Below are 16036 nucleotides of genomic sequence, written 5' to 3' on the forward strand. Positions count from 1 at the left end.
TTATGACAAGGACGAAACACGTCATAACGATTAACAAATGCGGTCATTCTCAAGGGTGTATTTTCGATTATTATGTTATAGATTAAATTGTCACTGTGTTGTATCAACTATTAAGTGAGATAGGGCTGGATGCAAATAGCAAGCCCTTCAGCTAAGTGGCAGTTATCGGAATAAGCAAAATGTCAGTGTGTTTTCCAAAATAATAATAGGAAATAGTATGCAACGATTTGAGAATAAAGTGGTGTTAGTGACCGGTGCCGGAGCTGGAATTGGCCGAGCAAGCGCCCTTCGTTTGGCAGCAGAAGGTGCTTCGCTTTGTTGTGCAGATATTAACGAGGCAGACCTCCTTTCTCTAGTTGATGAAATTACATCGCTGGGTGGGAGGGCAATCGCACAATGTTTTGACATTAGCGAAGTGGGGGCAGCGGAACGCTGTGTTCAATTGTGTAGGAGTGAATTTGGTAAGCTAGATGCCGTCGTTAATATGGCAGGTATTTTGCGCTTTGCAAATTGCCATGAATTAGATTTAGCTGTGTGGGAGAAAGTCATTTCCGTTAACCTTTCGGGCACGTTTATGCTGTGTAAAGCGGCTCTTCCCGAGTTGTTAAAAACCAAGGGCAATATTGTTAACGCCGCGTCAACGGCATCACTTCAAGGTTTACCCTGGGGTGTGGCTTATGCGGCGAGTAAAGGTGGTGTTTTGGCGCTTACCAGAAGTATTGCAGTGGAATATGCCAAGCGGGGCGTCAGGGCAAATTGTGTTTGTCCGGGAGATATTAATACCAATATGTCCCAGGGGGTAAAGTTTCCCGTTGATGCAGATTTTGATTTATTGTCTAGGATTACGTCTTTAAGTGGGGCAAAAGGCCCTGAGGTAGTTGCTGGCGTGATTGCAATGCTGGCATCTGAGGACGGTTGCCATATAACGGGGGAACATATTCGGGTAGACGGTGGGATATTGGCTTAAAGTTTGTGTGCTTCATGTTTGTCGGCAAAGATTTAACGGTGAGTATCCCTTGTGCGTCTGGTTGTCACTGCTAGTCTCTGCCATCATAGTATGGTGATGAATTTACGGAGGCTGTTTTGCCAATGGATACTTTTATACTTGCTATTGATCAGGGCACGACAAGTTCGCGAGCCATTGTGTTTAATGCAAATGGTGAAATATGCGGTGTTGGTCAGCAGGAGTTTACTCAGTTTTATCCGCAAGATGCCTGGGTAGAGCATGATGCGGAAGAAATTTGGGAGACAACATTAAGCAGCTGTCATGCGGCTATAGAGGCCGCGGGTATACTCGCCAGCGACATAGCAGGTATCGGCATTACCAATCAACGCGAAACAACCTTAGTTTGGGATCGTTTGTCAGGCAAAGCGATTTACCCTGCCATTGTTTGGCAAGATCGGCGTACCGCCGCGCGATGTGCAGAATTGAAGTCTCAAGGTTTAGAGGAAATGGCCGCAAACCGCAGTGGGCTTCTGCTAGATCCCTATTTTTCCGGAAGTAAAGTTGGCTGGATTTTAGAAAATGTCAGCGGTGCGAAAGCGCGAGCTGATGCAGGGGAATTAGCGTTTGGCACCGTGGATACCTTTTTATTATGGCGCTTAACTGGGGGTAAAGAACATGCGACTGATGCCACTAATGCGTCAAGAACGCTGCTTTTTAATATTCATACTCAACAGTGGGATTCAGACCTTTTGGCCTTGTTCGGTATACCCGAATCTATGCTGCCAGAAGTAAAAGACAGTTGTGATGATTTTGGACGCTGTGATAATAAGTGGTTCGGCAGCGATATCCCTGTTTGTGCACTTATTGGTGATCAGCAAGCGGCGACGGTCGGTCAAGCGTGTTTCAGCCCCGGTATGGTTAAGAGCACGTATGGTACGGGTTGTTTTGCCGTTTTAAATACTGGCGCGGAGGCCCTGAAATCTGATCACCGCCTATTGACCACGGTAGCCTACAGGATACGTGGTGAAGTTTGTTATGCCCTTGAGGGGAGTATTTTTGTCGCGGGTGCTGCGGTGCAGTGGTTGCGAGATGGCCTCAATCTAATTGGTTCGGCAGCTGAAACGCAACCTTTGGCTGAGAGCGTAGAAAGTTCTAATGGGGTATATATGGTGCCAGCCTTTACCGGTTTAGGTGCTCCTTACTGGGATCCTGATGCGCGTGGAGCCATTTTTGGCCTAACCCGAGATACCGGTATTGCCCATATTGCAAGGGCGACATTGGAATCTGTTTGTTATCAAACTCGAGACTTGCTGGAGGCAATGCGTGGCGATGGTGCTGACTTCGCTACTCTGCGGGTTGATGGTGGCATGGTTGCAAATGATTGGGTTGTCCAGCGCTTGGCAGATATGCTGGATTGTCGCTGTGAGCGACCACAGGTCACAGAGACCACAGCCTTAGGTGCGGCGTATCTAACGGGTTTGCAATTGGGTATTTACAGTTCTCTTGAGGAAATTGCCGCGCTTTGGCGATGTGAACAAGGCTTTGATCCAGAGATGAATGAAGTGGACAGGGCACGCCGATATACCGGTTGGAAAAATGCGGTGTCACGAGTACGCACTAGCTCTTAAGTGACGTCATAGCTATTAAGCCCACCCTGTGGGCTTAATAGCGTAAATGTAGGCTCAGGTCTAATGCGCTAATCGGCATGGGTCTACAGATATGGTAGCCCTGGACATATTCAACGCCAATCTCTTTTACAACTGCCAACGCGGCGCGGTTTTCTATACCCTCTACGATCACTTTTTTCCCTAGGCTGTGGCTCATTTCTACCATCGATTTGACGAGTACTCGATCTTGCTCACGCTCATGTATGAAACGAATAAATGATTGGTCTATTTTTATAAAGTCTACTGGGAGATCTCGTACATATTCAAATGAGGTGAAGCCAATACCAAAATCGTCAAAGGCAATCTGAGTCCCTACAGTTTTAAAGTGATTCAATAAATTGCGTGTTATGTTTAGGTTTGAAATGGCGTCTGTTTCGACAATTTCGAGGATGAGGCGATGTGGGTTAGCACCGGTCAGCTGTAAGAGTTCATCAAATTTTTGTTGAAAGTCTGCTTGCTCTAAGGTCGGTGCCGTTACGTTAATACTCAGGCCGGTGGTAATGCCAGATTCTTCCCAGAGGCTTTGTTGACGCATCGCCTTTTCTAATACTGAATAATCTAGTTTTGGCAGTAAACCTGATTCCGAGGCAATACCTAGAAATTGAGCTGGGTCAATGAATTGGCTTTCGCTATCAAGTAAACGGACTAGGCACTCACAGTGACTAATATTGTTGGTCTTGAGATTGACAATAGGTTGGTAAAATAAAACGAGCCGATTATCATTCAGCGCTGAGAGTAACTGCTCTTTCATACGATATTTTTGATGCCTAGACGAGCGGCTACTGTCGTCTGGGCTATCGTCGTTAGCGGCGTAATATAACTGCCCGCGAAGTTTGCTTTTAACGCGAAACATGGTTGATGTGGTGTTAGAGATTAGTTCATCGATACCGCTTAATGAATTATTAAACGCGTCAACAACCCCCGATAAGCAAATTTCTTCGGAGCTGCTTTCGTTCCTGAAAGTATAACGGGTAAGGTGTTCTAAACTTAGGTCCTTGGCTGTAGTGTCTACGTTAACGCGGTGTGCAATTAACGCACAAAACTCACCAGAACCCGTGCGAGATAGTAGTGTGTTGGGTGGTAGTGAGCGGCATAAATGCGCGGCAAAATCATTTAATAGCTTGTCGCCAGCGTCAAAGCCTCTGCGATCATTGAACATAGCAAAATCATCGATATCCAGCATTAATAGCTCGATATGCATTGTTTTTGAGTGATTTTTTATAAAATTGTTAGCATCTTCAGTGAAGCTACTTCGGTTTAGTAGCCCGGTTACTCGGTCGTGCTGGCCTAACCAACGGAGGCTTTCAGCGGCTTCGTGGCGTTCTGTAATATCAATGCCAAGGGATAATATTTTTCTGTCACCATCGATGTTGAGACTACTGTGTGTCCATAGGAAATCTAGCTGGCGGTTGTCTGCAGTGAAAAATGAGGTCTCTCCTTGGACTTTTTTATCTTCATTTTTTAATAGCGGGTATAGTGATGCACTCAGGTTTATATATTGGCCATCGTTTTTCACCCAGTTATTAATGTTGGCATCAGCTGGGGTTTGCTCAAGGAGGCCAGTCAGTTCTCTACCGAGTCTATTAATATTGCGAATTTTTCCGTCGCCGTCGTGAATAATAATGGCCAGTGGGGAGTTGTCGAGTAAGGTTTCGTTAAACACTTTTGCTTCTGTCAATGCACGGATCTGTACGGCTAGTTCCTCTTTATGGCTGTTTACTATTTGATCCATGCTATCTAGTGAGTCTATGACTTTAGCGATGGTGGCTGCCAGGGTGTCTATCTCATCAATCCAACGTGATTGTGATTGCAGTTTGTAAAGCGAACTTTTAACTTCGCCATAACGTCCATGTGGAAGTAGCGGGAGGATCTTGGTTAACTCTGATAAACGATATAATGATGGCCGCAGAATGATTGCAATAAGTAGTAAAATGATCGTCAGGGTTATTAGTGAGCTAATGAAAATTTCTTTAATAACTTGTGCAATTTGCTGCTGAAGTTTTGAGTTATCTTTTATTACAGCAACATAATATTGATTATTGATGCTTTGATTTAATGGGAATAATCTAGCGCTAAAAAAATGACCCGAATCAATAATGCTGTCATTTATGAAGGTGGCTAAATCGAAATTGTCGATCAAGCGTTTAGAGAGTTTAGGGTCGCTGGTGTAAATGGTTCTGTGGTTGTTGCTGTCGCTTTCATTTTTTGAGATAGCAATAATGGCGATCTCAGCGCCGCTGACCTCAGTGAAATCATTAAATAATAAATTTGCAGAACGGTTTACGTTAATAATAAAACGATTGTTACTATCATTTTTGGCTGGAATGAAAATGTGCTGATAGCATTGGGCATAACAGTCGAGAATTGTGGTTGAATTTTGTGATTCGCTTAAAGTATGTATTGCTTGTTGAATATGTTTTGGCTTTAGTAAGAGCGGTAATTTATTTTTGTGGGAATTAAATAGCACCCTCCCTTCATAGTCCAGATAGTATATTGATTCAACTCCCTGTCGGGGTTTTGGCAATTTTTCGCTTGAAGTGGGTGGTTCGTTGAGTTTTTCCTCATTCTTGAGATTAAAGGAGTTGGGCAAAATAAGACTGTTAGTAAGCCTCATTAACTCTCTGCTTGAGCGGTTTTGCAATGAATTGAAGCTGATCTCTAATTGGCTTAGGTCTTCACGAATAGCTTCTTGTTGATGTGCAGTGGTTTTTAGGTAGGTGTAGTATCCTCGTCCACTCATAACTAGGGTGATCGCTAGAAATAGGACACCACTTAATTTGCGTTGCAAGCTAAGATGCTTACCATTGCTTATGTTGGTGTCTATCTGTTTGAGGGACTTGTTATGATTCAGGATACAGCTCCAACTATAGCAAGGCGTTCACATAATTCTTGATACTAATTCAAATGCCATCAAGATAAGTCTTTAGCAATGGTAAAGGCTTATCATCTTTGGGTAAATGCGAATATTCAATGCACATGACGCAGATAACTTAAGAAAAATAACTGCGGTAGTGCCCTTTACTGCAGGTAGTGCAGGGTGAAATCACGAATTTGTTCTGCGTTTGTATTAAGGTCGCCACGATTTGACCGCGAAGCTGAGCGCAGGTCGATAATTGAGCCGCTTTTCGTTTCGCTAATCCGAATGACGATATCATCGGTAAAGCCAAACCAAGTATTGGTTACATTAACTTCAATGTGTCCCTGTTCTTGATAACTCAGCTCCCAGCCGAGATCATCTATCATTGCCAGTACTTTAACTTGAGCCTCGGGCACCGAAAGCAAGGTTGGAATAGAGTGAATGCCTGGGTAAATTTCTCGCTGTTGTTGTCGATTGGCAAGCGAGCTGTGAGTTTGATGGTATTGTGCCGAAAATATATATGCCGGTGGATTTTCAATATCGGTACTGAGGTCTTGAATTAGGGTGGAATTGCTACTGTATATTAGGCTGAGACTCGAAAAAATGATGGCAGGGAGCGATATTAGCGATGCTTGACTAAATTGGCGCCGGCCTTGCTCAGAGTGGGTTCGCCTTGTTAAAAGTGCGGCGATGCTTATGCAGCTGAAGCTTATAATACCGGCTACCCCTAGTGCTATTGTGCCTGCTTCATAGCTTATCCAATGGAATCGAGCGGCCGCGATACTTAACAAAAGCAGAATAAGCGAGAAAATGGCCGCTTTGCGGGTGTAAATAGGGATATTCATACAGGCTCCTAAGGTGCGTTAGCCTAATCTTAACAAAGGGTAATTCATATGCGCTTTTTTTTTATGTGGATACGTGATTTACTTTTGGTTATAGGTTTATAACTTTTTGTGGCTTAGCGAAGTTAATCCCTACATTTTACATAGATTAATAATAATGAGGAGGTGGTTATGGGACGAGTTGAAGGTAAGGTGTGTATTGTTACGGGTGCCGCAAGTGGTATGGGTCGAGCTGATGCGTTATTACTGGCAGAACAAGGCGCCTCAGTGGTGTTAACCGACTTAAATGAACAAGACGGTCAAGCGGTTGCTGACCAGATTGGGGATCGCGCTCTTTTTATCAAGCACAATGTGACAAGTGAAGAGGATTGGCAGCGTGTAGTGAGTACTGCTGTAGCGCATTTTGGGCGTTTAGACGTATTGGTTAATAATGCAGGCATGATGACTCTGGGTAATGTAGTGGAGTGTAGTCTTGAAGATTATCGACGTGTTAACGCCGTTAATAGCGAGGGGGTCTTTTTAGGTTGCAAGGTGGCAATTCCTGCCATGGAGGCATCGGGTAATGGTGGTTCTATTATTAATATGTCATCGGTAGCAGCTTTGCATGGTATGTCGTTTGTCGCAGCATATAGCGCAAGCAAAGGCGCGGTGATGGCATTAACTAAATCTGTTGCTTTGTATTGTAGAGAAAAGCGAAATGGTATTCGCTGCAACTCTATACATCCAGATGGGGTTAAGACGCCGATGGTGTTTAAGGTGGCTACCGGCCAAGATAGTGCAACAAGGGAAGAGATTGAATCTTTGTCTACTGAGGCAAATCCGATGTGTGAGCCCGAGGATATTGCTTCTTTGGTGCTGTATTTAGCTTCTGATGAGTCACGTTTTGTAAATGCAGCAGAAATGATGATTGATAACGCGTCTACAGCGACGCCACCAATTGGGATATAAATTTCGATTCTGTGGTGGGTGCTGTATCTATGCAAAAAGTCATTTATTTATTATGGAGTGGTACTGACGAGCTTGAGTTTAGTGAGACTTTACGCTTAAAGTTAGTACCAAATTTGTTGGACTGCCAAGGTATCCTTGGTGTCCAGCTCAATCTGGTTGATCAAGATGTCGCCCTCGGTGCTAAACTTCGCATAGTAAATAGCGAGTCTGTTTTTAATGCTATGTGTTCAGTCTATATTGACGACGTTGAAGTCCTTCCGGTCATCGATGCGCACGTTCAGTCTTATAGCTCGCATTATCATCGTTATGATGTCAATGAAATTGAACGTTTACCCAATACTACGTCTTCCGCTGGGTTTGGGCTGCGAACTCCAGGCTTTAGCCAGGTTGCATTGTTACGATGTCCGCAACGACTAGGATACAAAGCGTGGTTGGACTATTGGCAAAATATTCATACTAATATCGCCTTAGAAACACAATCTACGTTTCGCTATGTTCAAAATATTGTTAACGGTGTTAAGCAAGATGGTATTGCTAGCTGTCATGCCATTGTGGAAGAGTGTTTTCCAATACAAGCAATGACAGATCAATCGGTGTTCTATAATGCCGTTGATGATATTTCAAAGCAGCAAAGCAATATGACGAAAATGATAGATAGTTGCGCCAAATTTATCGACTTTGATGAAATTGACGTGGTTTTAACGAGTGAGTATTGTTTCTATAACGTTAGCGAGTTAAATCTAAGCAGGCGCTAACTGAGTGTGATTTATTGAGCGAGTTCTGCTTAGTGTGGAATTTTAGTTTGTTTTGGCCAGAGGCTCGTTGTGACATTATTTTTGGAGCCTTCATGGCAGGGTGTTGTAGGCAATGAGTTACAGCAGCCGTATTTTAGCGATTTAATGCAGTTTATTGAAAAGCGAGCCACAGCAGGCGTCAATATTTACCCCCCAGCTAAGCACTGGTTTTCTGCCTTGAATAGTACGCCATTTAGCGATGTTAAGGTGGTTATCTTAGGGCAAGACCCGTATCACGGTGAGGGGCAAGCGCATGGCTTGTGCTTTTCTGTACAGCCTTCGGTAAAAATCCCACCATCATTGCGGAATATCTACAAAGAACTACATACCGATTTATCTGTTGAAATACCGGAACACGGCTACCTTCAGGCGTGGGCTGAGCAAGGTGTTCTGTTGTTAAATAATGTCTTAACCGTAGAAGAGGGAGCGGCGGGGTCGCATCAGGGAAAGGGGTGGGAGTTATTTACTGACGCCGTTGTTCAGCAGCTAAATCAAGGACGAGAAAATCTTGTCTTTCTGCTGTGGGGTAGTCATGCGCAGAAAAAAGGCGTGGCCATAAATCGTCAGCGTCATTTGGTGTTAGAGGCGACTCATCCGTCTCCGCTATCTGCGTATAGAGGTTTTTTTGGCTGCCAGCATTTTTCTAAAGCAAATGCCTATCTGGCGTCTCACGGTAAAGCGGGAATTAACTGGCAGTTATAGGTCATTAGCGCATCTAACTATTTTTTTGTCTTGTATCTTTGGGTGGATCTTCGATTATTGATTCCAATGTGTCAGCAAGGAATTGACTGGCAGCAATTTCCATTGCGCGTCCTAATTCAGCATCAACCACTTTCTGGGCTAGGGGGCGAAGCTTCCAAACTAACTCTGCAATCTTTGGCAGTTCTTCTGGTGGTGGTATTTTTTGCTCTGCGTAGGGTTCAAGAACATGGTGGGAGACGAGTTTTACAAACTCGTTGGCAACGCGCTGCACATTGCCCCGCATCATTCGTAAAATGTCGAGTAATTCGTCGAGAGGGATATCCGTTGCACAAAGTTCTTCTGCCACTTTCAGGGTGTTCATACTGGAAACGCGTAGGTGAGTCCCTGAAATACTGAATAGGCCAAGGTCATGCGCCATTTTAATCGCCGTGGGTGTCAACTTTGTGCCAAACATTTTAACCAGTTCGGTCATGGCAATCGTCGTAGGGGCTTCATTAGTCCACGGTGAATTAAGGGCTGATTCAATGCCCAATACCTCGCTTAGACCAATGCCTTCTTCTAATGCTGATATCAATTCTCGAATACTTGAGAGGGTGTAGCCCCTATCAAGTAAGTTTGCAATTAAGCGAAGTCGAGAAAGATGAAAATTATTGTAAATTCCCTTGCGGCCCTGTAGTGCTGGAGGTGGGAGTACGCCACGATCTTGGTAAGCGCGAATATTACGAACAGTGGTGTTTGCAGCTAAGGCGAGCTCTTCAACTGAATAGTCGCGTTGATGCTCTGTTCCAAGTGCATCATCAGAAAAGTCTGATTGCGGCAGAAGTTGAGCCATACTATTGATGGTGTTTTCAGGGAATTTTCTACTTTTCACTGTGCAAAGGCACCTTTAACTATATGCAAACATATGTATTGAAATGAGCGATTTTATCATTTTTACCCATATGACAACATAATACACTATTAGGCATGACTGAAGAGGTGTGCTAATTGAGAAGGTGTCATTGTCAACATTCTTCTTGACATGCACTGCTTTGCTAATTAATTTGTCATTATGTGATGTCACATAATTGCATGTAGTATAACAATAAAATAATGGTAGGTCTTTAGTTATGGGTAAACGCAATACGCCAACGTGGTTCTGTCTCGCCAGTTTTTCTTTGTTTTCATCTGCGTCAATGGCCGCAATGCTGGAGGAAGTGGTCGTCACTGCCCAGCATCGGGCTCAGAATCTTCAAGATGTGCCGGTGTCTGTTAGCGCTATTGGCGGGGAGAAAATGATGGAGGCGGGCATTAACCGCATGGAAGACCTCCAAGCTTATGTCCCCAACCTCACAGTTACTGAGAGTGGCATCAGTACCGATATATTTATTCGTGGTATTGGCACGGGAATGAATCAGGGCTTTGAACAATCGGTGGGTATGTATGTTGACGGTATTTACTATGGTAGAGCCCAGTTAGCGCGAGCTCCGTTTCTTGATTTGGCGCGTGTTGAAGTATTGCGTGGACCGCAAAATATTTTACACGGGAAAAATAGCATTGCCGGTGCTGTAAACTTGATTACGGCTAATCCCTCTGATTATTTTGAAGCATTATTTTCAGCGTTATATGAACCAGAATACGATGAAAAAGTTGCGGACATTATGCTGTCTGGCCCATTGACTGACACGTTAGGTTTACGCTTTTCAGCACGTTTGCGTGAATATGGGGGCTTTGTAGAAAATATCTTTTTAGATCGTGACGAGCCTCAATATGATCAAGCAACATACCGATTAAAAGCTGCCTGGGAGATTGATGATAGCACCACATTGCTAGCTAAAATTGAGACGGGAACGTTTGACAGTTTAGGTCGTCAAGCCGAGATTATTAACGATGAGCCGTCTACCTCGGATGTGTTTCTATTTACCGGAAAGACAGAGGCTGAAATCCTCAATAACACGCAGTTTCCTGGCGTGGTCGACGTCAATATTGATGATTCGGTGTTGAATAATTATCAAGATTACAAGCGTACTTCTAACGGTGATTACAGCAATAACGATACCTTTAATTTTACTGCCAATTTAACGCGGATTACTGATGGCGGCCATGAGTTTACCTCTATTACAGGTTATCTTAATTATACCTATAACGACCTTTGTGATTGTGATTCTACCGCAGCAGAATTATTTAAATTAGCACTGGCTGAAGACTATACCCAATACAGCCAAGAGTTTCGCTGGGTGTCACCCGCTGATCAAGATGTTGAGTATATTGGTGGTGTGTATATGCAGCGCAATGAACTCGATTTCCGCGATAAATTAATTCAAGACTCATCAACCGTTGTGCAGCTTTTGAATGCGGCCGATTTAATGGAAGCTGGCGGACGTGGGGATATTGATCCGTTGCAGATTAGTGCATCTCCAGAAGAGTTGGTGGGTGTTGGTGATGCGGGTAATGCTGTAGCTGATATTACCGCGCCACGCGAGTTCTTGAGTACTTCGAATATTTTCTCTGGGTTTTTACAAGCAACTTTCCATATGGGGAATAATTTCCGCCTGACGTTAGGCGGTCGCGGTACTTATGAAAGTAAGACAGGTAGCCGAAAGCTTGAATTTGCCGATTTGGATGGCAATGTTTTGCCTATAGGTGAAGTAGATACGGTGTCTGCCATTACTTTTTCGGCTGAGCGCCATGATCTTGAAGGAAAGCGAACTGAAAAATCGTTCTCTCCGCTTTTAAATATTCAATGGGATTTCTCTGACGACGGCATGGCGTATTTTACAGCCACCAAAGGGTATAAGGCTGGCGGTTTTGATGCACGCTCAAATATGTCACCAAGTGCGGATCCTACCCCGCGTAACCCCAATGCCCTTATTGCTAATCAGCAGGTATTAATTGGCACGTTTGAATACGAAGAGGAAGAGGCAAGAAGCTTGGAGTTGGGGATGAAGACGGGCTTATTTGATGGCGCGGCTGAATTTAATATTGCAGCATTTTATACCCAATACAATGACCTCCAAATCAGTATTTTTGACGGGACTCTCGGCTTTAATGTAGGCAATGCCGAAGAGGCCGTTACCATGGGTATTGAGATGGATGGTCGCTGGCAAGTGACCGATTACTTAAGTTTTGGTGGTGCCCTCGCGTTATTGGATTTTGAATTTACTGATTTTGAAAATGGTCAATGCCAACAAGATCAAGCGCCAACCTCTTCGGATGGCATGAGTTGCGATTACACAGGTATGAGCAACCAGTATGTGGCTGATTGGTCGGGTACCTTTTTAATTGGATATATTCGCCCAATTAGTCCGACCTTGGGGATAGGTTTGGGTTTGGATATTGTTTTTACTGATAATTATAACCCGTCTTCAAATCTTGATCCGAGGGTTGAGCAGGATGGCTTTGTTAAGGTTAATGGTCGCATTGGTTTAGGTGCTATCGATAAGCAGTGGGAATTGGCCTTGGTGGGTAAAAACTTAACGGATAAAGTGATTGTTGTTTATGCCGCTGATACGCCATTGTCGAAAACCATATTTGGCGCCACTAGCCACACTGCATTTTTAGAGCCCCCAAGATCTGTGGCTTTACAGTTTACTTATCGGATTCAGTAATTTAACCGTGGGCTACCCTTGGTGTGGCCCATGTTTGTCGCTAACAGGAGAGTGCATGAAAAAGTTTCAAGCTCAGTTTTTTTGTTTGGTGTTAGCCATATTTTCGAGTTTCTCGGTAGCCGCTACTGAGTGGAAATTAGAGAAAAATAAATCTGGAATTAAGGTATTTACTTCCGAGGTGGCTGGCTCCAATTACAAAGCATTTCGTGGTGAGACGGTAATTAATGCTGAGCTAAATCAATTAATGGCAGTGCTTGATGATACCGCTGGTTTTGTTAACTGGATGTTTAATTGTAAAAATCCTCAGTTGCTTTATAAACACAATTTATTAGACCGCTATCAATATATGATTAATGATTTTCCCTGGCCGGCCACCGACCGCGAGTTAATTTTACGCAATGAAATATCCCAAGATCCTGAAACCCGTGTAACTACAATTACCCTGACGGGGGTTCAGGAGGACATGCTTCCAGCTGAAGCAAAAGCGATTATTCCTAAAAAGTCAGATGCCGTTAGAGTCACAGAGGTAGCTGGTTTTTTTGAGTTAACACCTCTCGATGCTGGGCATACCAAAGTGATTTTTCAATTGCACCTAGAGCCCGTCGGAAAATTACCCTCAAGTCTCGTTAATGCCATGATTGTAGATAATCCATTTGAAACATTAAAAGCAATGTCTCAGGTCGTAAGTCAGCCCCAGTATGAAAATTTTAACCCTTTTTAATTAACTGACATCATAGTGTTCAGCAAAGTTACTGCTAACTAATTATATTTTATGGGGAGGTGAGGGGTGTTAGAGCAATGTTCTGAGGGGGGGAATAATAACGCAAGTTTACCTGAACCTCAGTACTGCTCATCTGGAGAGGTCGATCTTGCAGTTTACTGTCAGGGTGATCCACAAAACCCAAATATTGTACTGGTGCACGGTTACCCCGATAACAGCAGTGTTTGGAACGCTTTAGCAGCATTGCTAGCTACACAGTTTTATGTGATTAGATACGATGTTCGCGGCGCAGGCTTATCGTCAACGCCAAAAGAGCGTGATGGTTATTTATTAGAAAAATTAGAAGGTGATCTAGACGCGGTGACAACTACATTCTGTAGTCGCGCAAAGTTTCATTTAATCGCCCATGATTGGGGATCCGTCCAGAGTTGGGAATCGGTAAGCAGTACGCAATTTCAGACGCGTATACTTTCTTATACGTCTATATCGGGTCCTTGCTTGGATCATGTTGGCCATTGGTTTCGAAGTAGAAACTCAAAACTTAGTGGTATTCCTGCTGTGCTTAATCAGTTGCTGCGATCTTGGTATATCTGGTTTTTTCATCTTCCGCTTTTACCGGCATTGCTGTGGCGATACCTACTTGGGCGGCAGTGGGCAAGAATAATTAAGTTTGTTGAGGGTGTTGCTGTTGATGGCGGCGGTAATGCTGATTGTCATCAGCGTCGACGTGATGGTGTGAATGGGATGGGGCTGTATAAAGCCAATTGCTTGCCTAGATTTTATAGGCCCAGGCAGCGCGATACAAATGTGCCTGTTCAATTGATTATTCCTTCTCGCGATCATTTTTTAAGCCCCGACCTTTATCGGGATATCGCTAAGTGGGCCCCAAATAACCGTATTTGTCATATTAATGGCGGGCATTGGCTGCCGTTAACGCATCCGGATGAGCTTGCAGAATTGGTCAGGGGTTTTGTAAATGGGCTATCAGATTGAATTGGTGTTTTGAGCGCATATTTAGCCGCTAAAGTTCTTGACATTAATTGATGTCAAGATTAATGTTACACCAGCTGATGTTACATATAAAAATGATTCATAAGGGGATGCTCTATGAAAGCTACAATACAGCCGGTGCGACGTAATCTTGAATTTAACTTACCAAAAGAGCGAATTGGCGACTGGCATGCTGGTGGTGCGCATATCAGCCACTTCTTTAACGCATTGTCGATTTTCTTTCCTGATGGAGAGCGCTTCTTTATTGATAGTGTGCGTCACTACCGTGACCGAATTAAAGATGGCGAGTTAAAACAATCAGTGCGTGGCTTTATCGGTCAAGAAGCTATGCACGGACGTGAACACGAAGAATATAACGATGCTTTGGTGGAGAAGGGCCTGCCAGCAGATCGATATGGTCGCATTGTAGTTGGCTTGTTAAAGTTTTTCTCCAAATTCACGCCAAAGGCATCACAGCTTGCAGGAACGATTGCCCTGGAGCATTTAACGGCGATTCTGGCCCATATGGTGCTCAGTAATCCGCGTTTTCTTGAGGGTGCAGAACCGCGGTATGGCGCCTTGTGGAAATGGCATGCAATGGAAGAGACAGAGCATAAAGCCGTTGCCTATGATTTGTATCAGCAGGTGCTGGGTGGCGGGATATTAGGCTATATCCAACGTTGCACTGCATTAATTATGGCAACAACTATATTTTGGATAATGGTTATTCCTTTTCATATTGGCTTGGTGCGCAAGGACGGTCAGCTGTTTAATATCGCTGGATGGGTTAAAGCAATGAACTTCCTTTGGGGCTCTCCTGGATTTTTACGTGGCACGATATTGCCTTGGCTTGATTATTTTAAGCCCGGCTTCCACCCCTGGGATCATGACAACGCACATTATCTAGACGGAATTGACTCTTTGGTTGATCAAGTGAATACCTTTAGTGATGATACTTCTGGGGCGAGTGCTGCGGCATGAATGCCACTGTAGAGCCTATCGCTCAAAAAGCTGCAGTTTTGGGGCAGCTCGATGAAATGCGTGAGCAATATTTAAATACCCCCTTAGCGGATATTGATCACGCAACATTGGCTGATTGGAAACCGGAAACTTCCTTGTGGCAACGTCTGCAGCCTTTGATGGGGTTGCAGTCAGGCTTGAAGCGACGAAAGGTTTTAATTGGCGATCACAATGTTTGTTACTGGGCGGGTGGCAATAGCGCTGGACAGGTTGTTGTCTTGCTTCACGGTTTTGGGGCAAGCAAGGAAAATTGGAGTTATCTAGCCGCTAAATTGCGGCGCGATTATTACTTGCTAGTACCGGATTTGGCAGGGTTTGGTGACAGTGATTTCAAGCCTACGGCTGATTATCGAATGGCTGCTCAAGCTGATCGTATTGCAGCGTTTTTGCAGGCGCTAGGTGTTGAGAAAAGCCATGTTGCTGGTAGCTCTATGGGGGGTGCGATTGCAGCCCAGCTTGCCTCGCGTCATCCAAAACTGGTTGACACATTGTGTTTGATGAACGCCGCAGGTGCTCCCGCTAAGTATCTTAGTCAATTGGAAAGTGGCTTGGCGGCCGGCGTTAATTATTTATCACCCAGTGTGCCCCGAGATACCTTTAAGGTGTTTGAGATTGCCTTTCATCGTCGGCATCGTTTATTGGGGCTGGTATTAAGTCTTTTTATGGCTGGAGCGATGAGTCATCGCAAACGGGTTAATGATTTTATATTTTCGCATTTGGTGGATTCGCTAAAAGACACTTATTTGAGTTTGCCTGAGATAACAGCACCAACCTTGGTGTTGTGGGGCGATTCCGATCAAGTTTTAAACGTGAGCTGTGCTGATCAGTTTTGCGAGCAGATACCCAGTGCGAAGGCAATGATCTTACCTGAAGTGGGTCATTTACCTATGATAGAAGAGCCTGATTTAACCGCGAGAGTTGTAACTGATTTTTGGCGGGCTAGAACAAAGGTAGATTAAATA

The 16036-nt window shown here is 44.1% G+C and carries 13 protein-coding genes; 10 read left to right on the forward strand and 3 right to left on the reverse strand.

Going from position 1 to position 16036, the window contains the following annotated elements:
* The first annotated feature begins 217 nt into the window (after positions 1-217).
* Positions 218-967 carry an SDR family NAD(P)-dependent oxidoreductase gene (locus AELLOGFF_RS06280; protein ID WP_159267870.1) on the forward strand — a complete coding sequence of 250 codons (750 nt, stop codon included), beginning with the start codon at positions 218-220 and terminating at the stop codon, positions 965-967.
* Positions 968-1089: 122 nt separating this feature from the next.
* The gene (glpK, locus tag AELLOGFF_RS06285; protein ID WP_159267871.1) at positions 1090-2574 is read left to right on the forward strand and encodes a glycerol kinase GlpK; all 1485 of its coding nucleotides are present in this window, start codon (positions 1090-1092) and stop codon (positions 2572-2574) included.
* A gap of 34 nt (positions 2575-2608) precedes the next feature.
* On the opposite strand, the gene AELLOGFF_RS06290 is transcribed toward glpK, so the two are convergent.
* Together AELLOGFF_RS06290 and AELLOGFF_RS06295 are read right to left on the reverse strand one after the other, a co-directional pair.
* Positions 2609-5353: a putative bifunctional diguanylate cyclase/phosphodiesterase gene (locus AELLOGFF_RS06290; protein WP_235036454.1), complete on the reverse strand. Its 2745-nt coding sequence runs from the start codon at positions 5351-5353 to the stop codon at positions 2609-2611.
* Positions 5354-5631: 278 nt separating this feature from the next.
* Positions 5632-6315: a DUF1499 domain-containing protein gene (locus tag AELLOGFF_RS06295; protein ID WP_159267873.1), complete on the reverse strand. Its 684-nt coding sequence runs from the start codon at positions 6313-6315 to the stop codon at positions 5632-5634.
* A 168-nt stretch (positions 6316-6483) separates the two neighbouring features.
* On the opposite strand from AELLOGFF_RS06295, the gene AELLOGFF_RS06300 reads away from it, so the two are divergent.
* The 3 genes from AELLOGFF_RS06300 to ung all read left to right on the forward strand — a co-directional run bounded on the left by AELLOGFF_RS06300 (position 6484) and on the right by ung (position 8756).
* Complete coding sequence (locus AELLOGFF_RS06300; RefSeq protein WP_159267874.1) at positions 6484-7260, forward strand: glucose 1-dehydrogenase; 777 nt, start codon at positions 6484-6486, stop codon at positions 7258-7260.
* Between the two features lie 29 nt (positions 7261-7289).
* Positions 7290-8015, forward strand: coding sequence for an EthD domain-containing protein (locus AELLOGFF_RS06305; RefSeq protein WP_159267875.1), 726 nt, complete (start codon positions 7290-7292; stop codon positions 8013-8015).
* A gap of 69 nt (positions 8016-8084) precedes the next feature.
* Positions 8085-8756, forward strand: coding sequence for a uracil-DNA glycosylase (gene ung, locus AELLOGFF_RS06310; RefSeq protein ID WP_235035730.1), 672 nt, complete (start codon positions 8085-8087; stop codon positions 8754-8756).
* 13 nt (positions 8757-8769) lie between these two features.
* On the opposite strand, the gene AELLOGFF_RS06315 is transcribed toward ung, so the two are convergent.
* Entirely contained in the window at positions 8770-9627 is an 858-nt protein-coding gene (locus AELLOGFF_RS06315) for a MerR family transcriptional regulator (protein WP_159267876.1), read from the reverse strand.
* A gap of 238 nt (positions 9628-9865) precedes the next feature.
* Here AELLOGFF_RS06315 and AELLOGFF_RS06320 point away from each other — a divergent pair, with 238 nt between their 5' ends.
* The 5 genes from AELLOGFF_RS06320 (at position 9866) to AELLOGFF_RS06340 (ending at position 16033) form a co-directional block, all read left to right on the forward strand.
* Positions 9866-12343: a TonB-dependent receptor gene (locus AELLOGFF_RS06320; protein WP_159267877.1), complete on the forward strand. Its 2478-nt coding sequence runs from the start codon at positions 9866-9868 to the stop codon at positions 12341-12343.
* Between the two features lie 55 nt (positions 12344-12398).
* Positions 12399-13064, forward strand: a complete 666-nt coding sequence (locus tag AELLOGFF_RS06325) for an START domain-containing protein (protein WP_159267878.1) — start codon at positions 12399-12401, stop codon at positions 13062-13064.
* A gap of 66 nt (positions 13065-13130) precedes the next feature.
* On the forward strand, positions 13131-14057 hold the full coding sequence (locus tag AELLOGFF_RS06330; RefSeq protein WP_159267879.1) for an alpha/beta fold hydrolase: 927 nt from the start codon (positions 13131-13133) through the stop codon (positions 14055-14057).
* A gap of 114 nt (positions 14058-14171) precedes the next feature.
* On the forward strand, positions 14172-15035 hold the full coding sequence (locus AELLOGFF_RS06335) for a metal-dependent hydrolase (protein WP_159267880.1): 864 nt from the start codon (positions 14172-14174) through the stop codon (positions 15033-15035).
* Complete coding sequence (locus AELLOGFF_RS06340) at positions 15032-16033, forward strand: alpha/beta fold hydrolase (RefSeq protein ID WP_159267881.1); 1002 nt, start codon at positions 15032-15034, stop codon at positions 16031-16033. Before AELLOGFF_RS06335 ends, AELLOGFF_RS06340 begins: the two co-directional genes overlap by 4 nt.
* Positions 16034-16036 lie beyond the last annotated feature (3 nt).

The sequence above is a fragment of the Zhongshania aliphaticivorans genome, assembly GCF_902705875.1.
GTDB classification, from domain to species: Bacteria; Pseudomonadota; Gammaproteobacteria; order Pseudomonadales; family Spongiibacteraceae; genus Spongiibacter; species Spongiibacter aliphaticivorans_A.

What these genes read in the sequence shown, in the direction of transcription:
- glpK (WP_159267871.1), top strand. Translation starts at nt 1,090, where the DNA reads ATGGATACTTTTATACTTGCTATTGATCAGGGCACGACAAGTTCGCGA.
- AELLOGFF_RS06280 (WP_159267870.1), top strand. Translation starts at nt 218, where the DNA reads ATGCAACGATTTGAGAATAAAGTGGTGTTAGTGACCGGTGCCGGAGCT.
- AELLOGFF_RS06295 (WP_159267873.1), bottom strand. Translation starts at nt 6,315, where the DNA reads ATGAATATCCCTATTTACACCCGCAAAGCGGCCATTTTCTCGCTTATT.
- AELLOGFF_RS06335 (WP_159267880.1), top strand. Translation starts at nt 14,172, where the DNA reads ATGAAAGCTACAATACAGCCGGTGCGACGTAATCTTGAATTTAACTTA.
- AELLOGFF_RS06325 (WP_159267878.1), top strand. Translation starts at nt 12,399, where the DNA reads ATGAAAAAGTTTCAAGCTCAGTTTTTTTGTTTGGTGTTAGCCATATTT.
- AELLOGFF_RS06290 (WP_235036454.1), bottom strand. Translation starts at nt 5,353, where the DNA reads ATGAGTGGACGAGGATACTACACCTACCTAAAAACCACTGCACATCAA.
- AELLOGFF_RS06305 (WP_159267875.1), top strand. Translation starts at nt 7,290, where the DNA reads ATGCAAAAAGTCATTTATTTATTATGGAGTGGTACTGACGAGCTTGAG.
- AELLOGFF_RS06340 (WP_159267881.1), top strand. Translation starts at nt 15,032, where the DNA reads ATGAATGCCACTGTAGAGCCTATCGCTCAAAAAGCTGCAGTTTTGGGG.
- AELLOGFF_RS06300 (WP_159267874.1), top strand. Translation starts at nt 6,484, where the DNA reads ATGGGACGAGTTGAAGGTAAGGTGTGTATTGTTACGGGTGCCGCAAGT.
- AELLOGFF_RS06320 (WP_159267877.1), top strand. Translation starts at nt 9,866, where the DNA reads ATGGGTAAACGCAATACGCCAACGTGGTTCTGTCTCGCCAGTTTTTCT.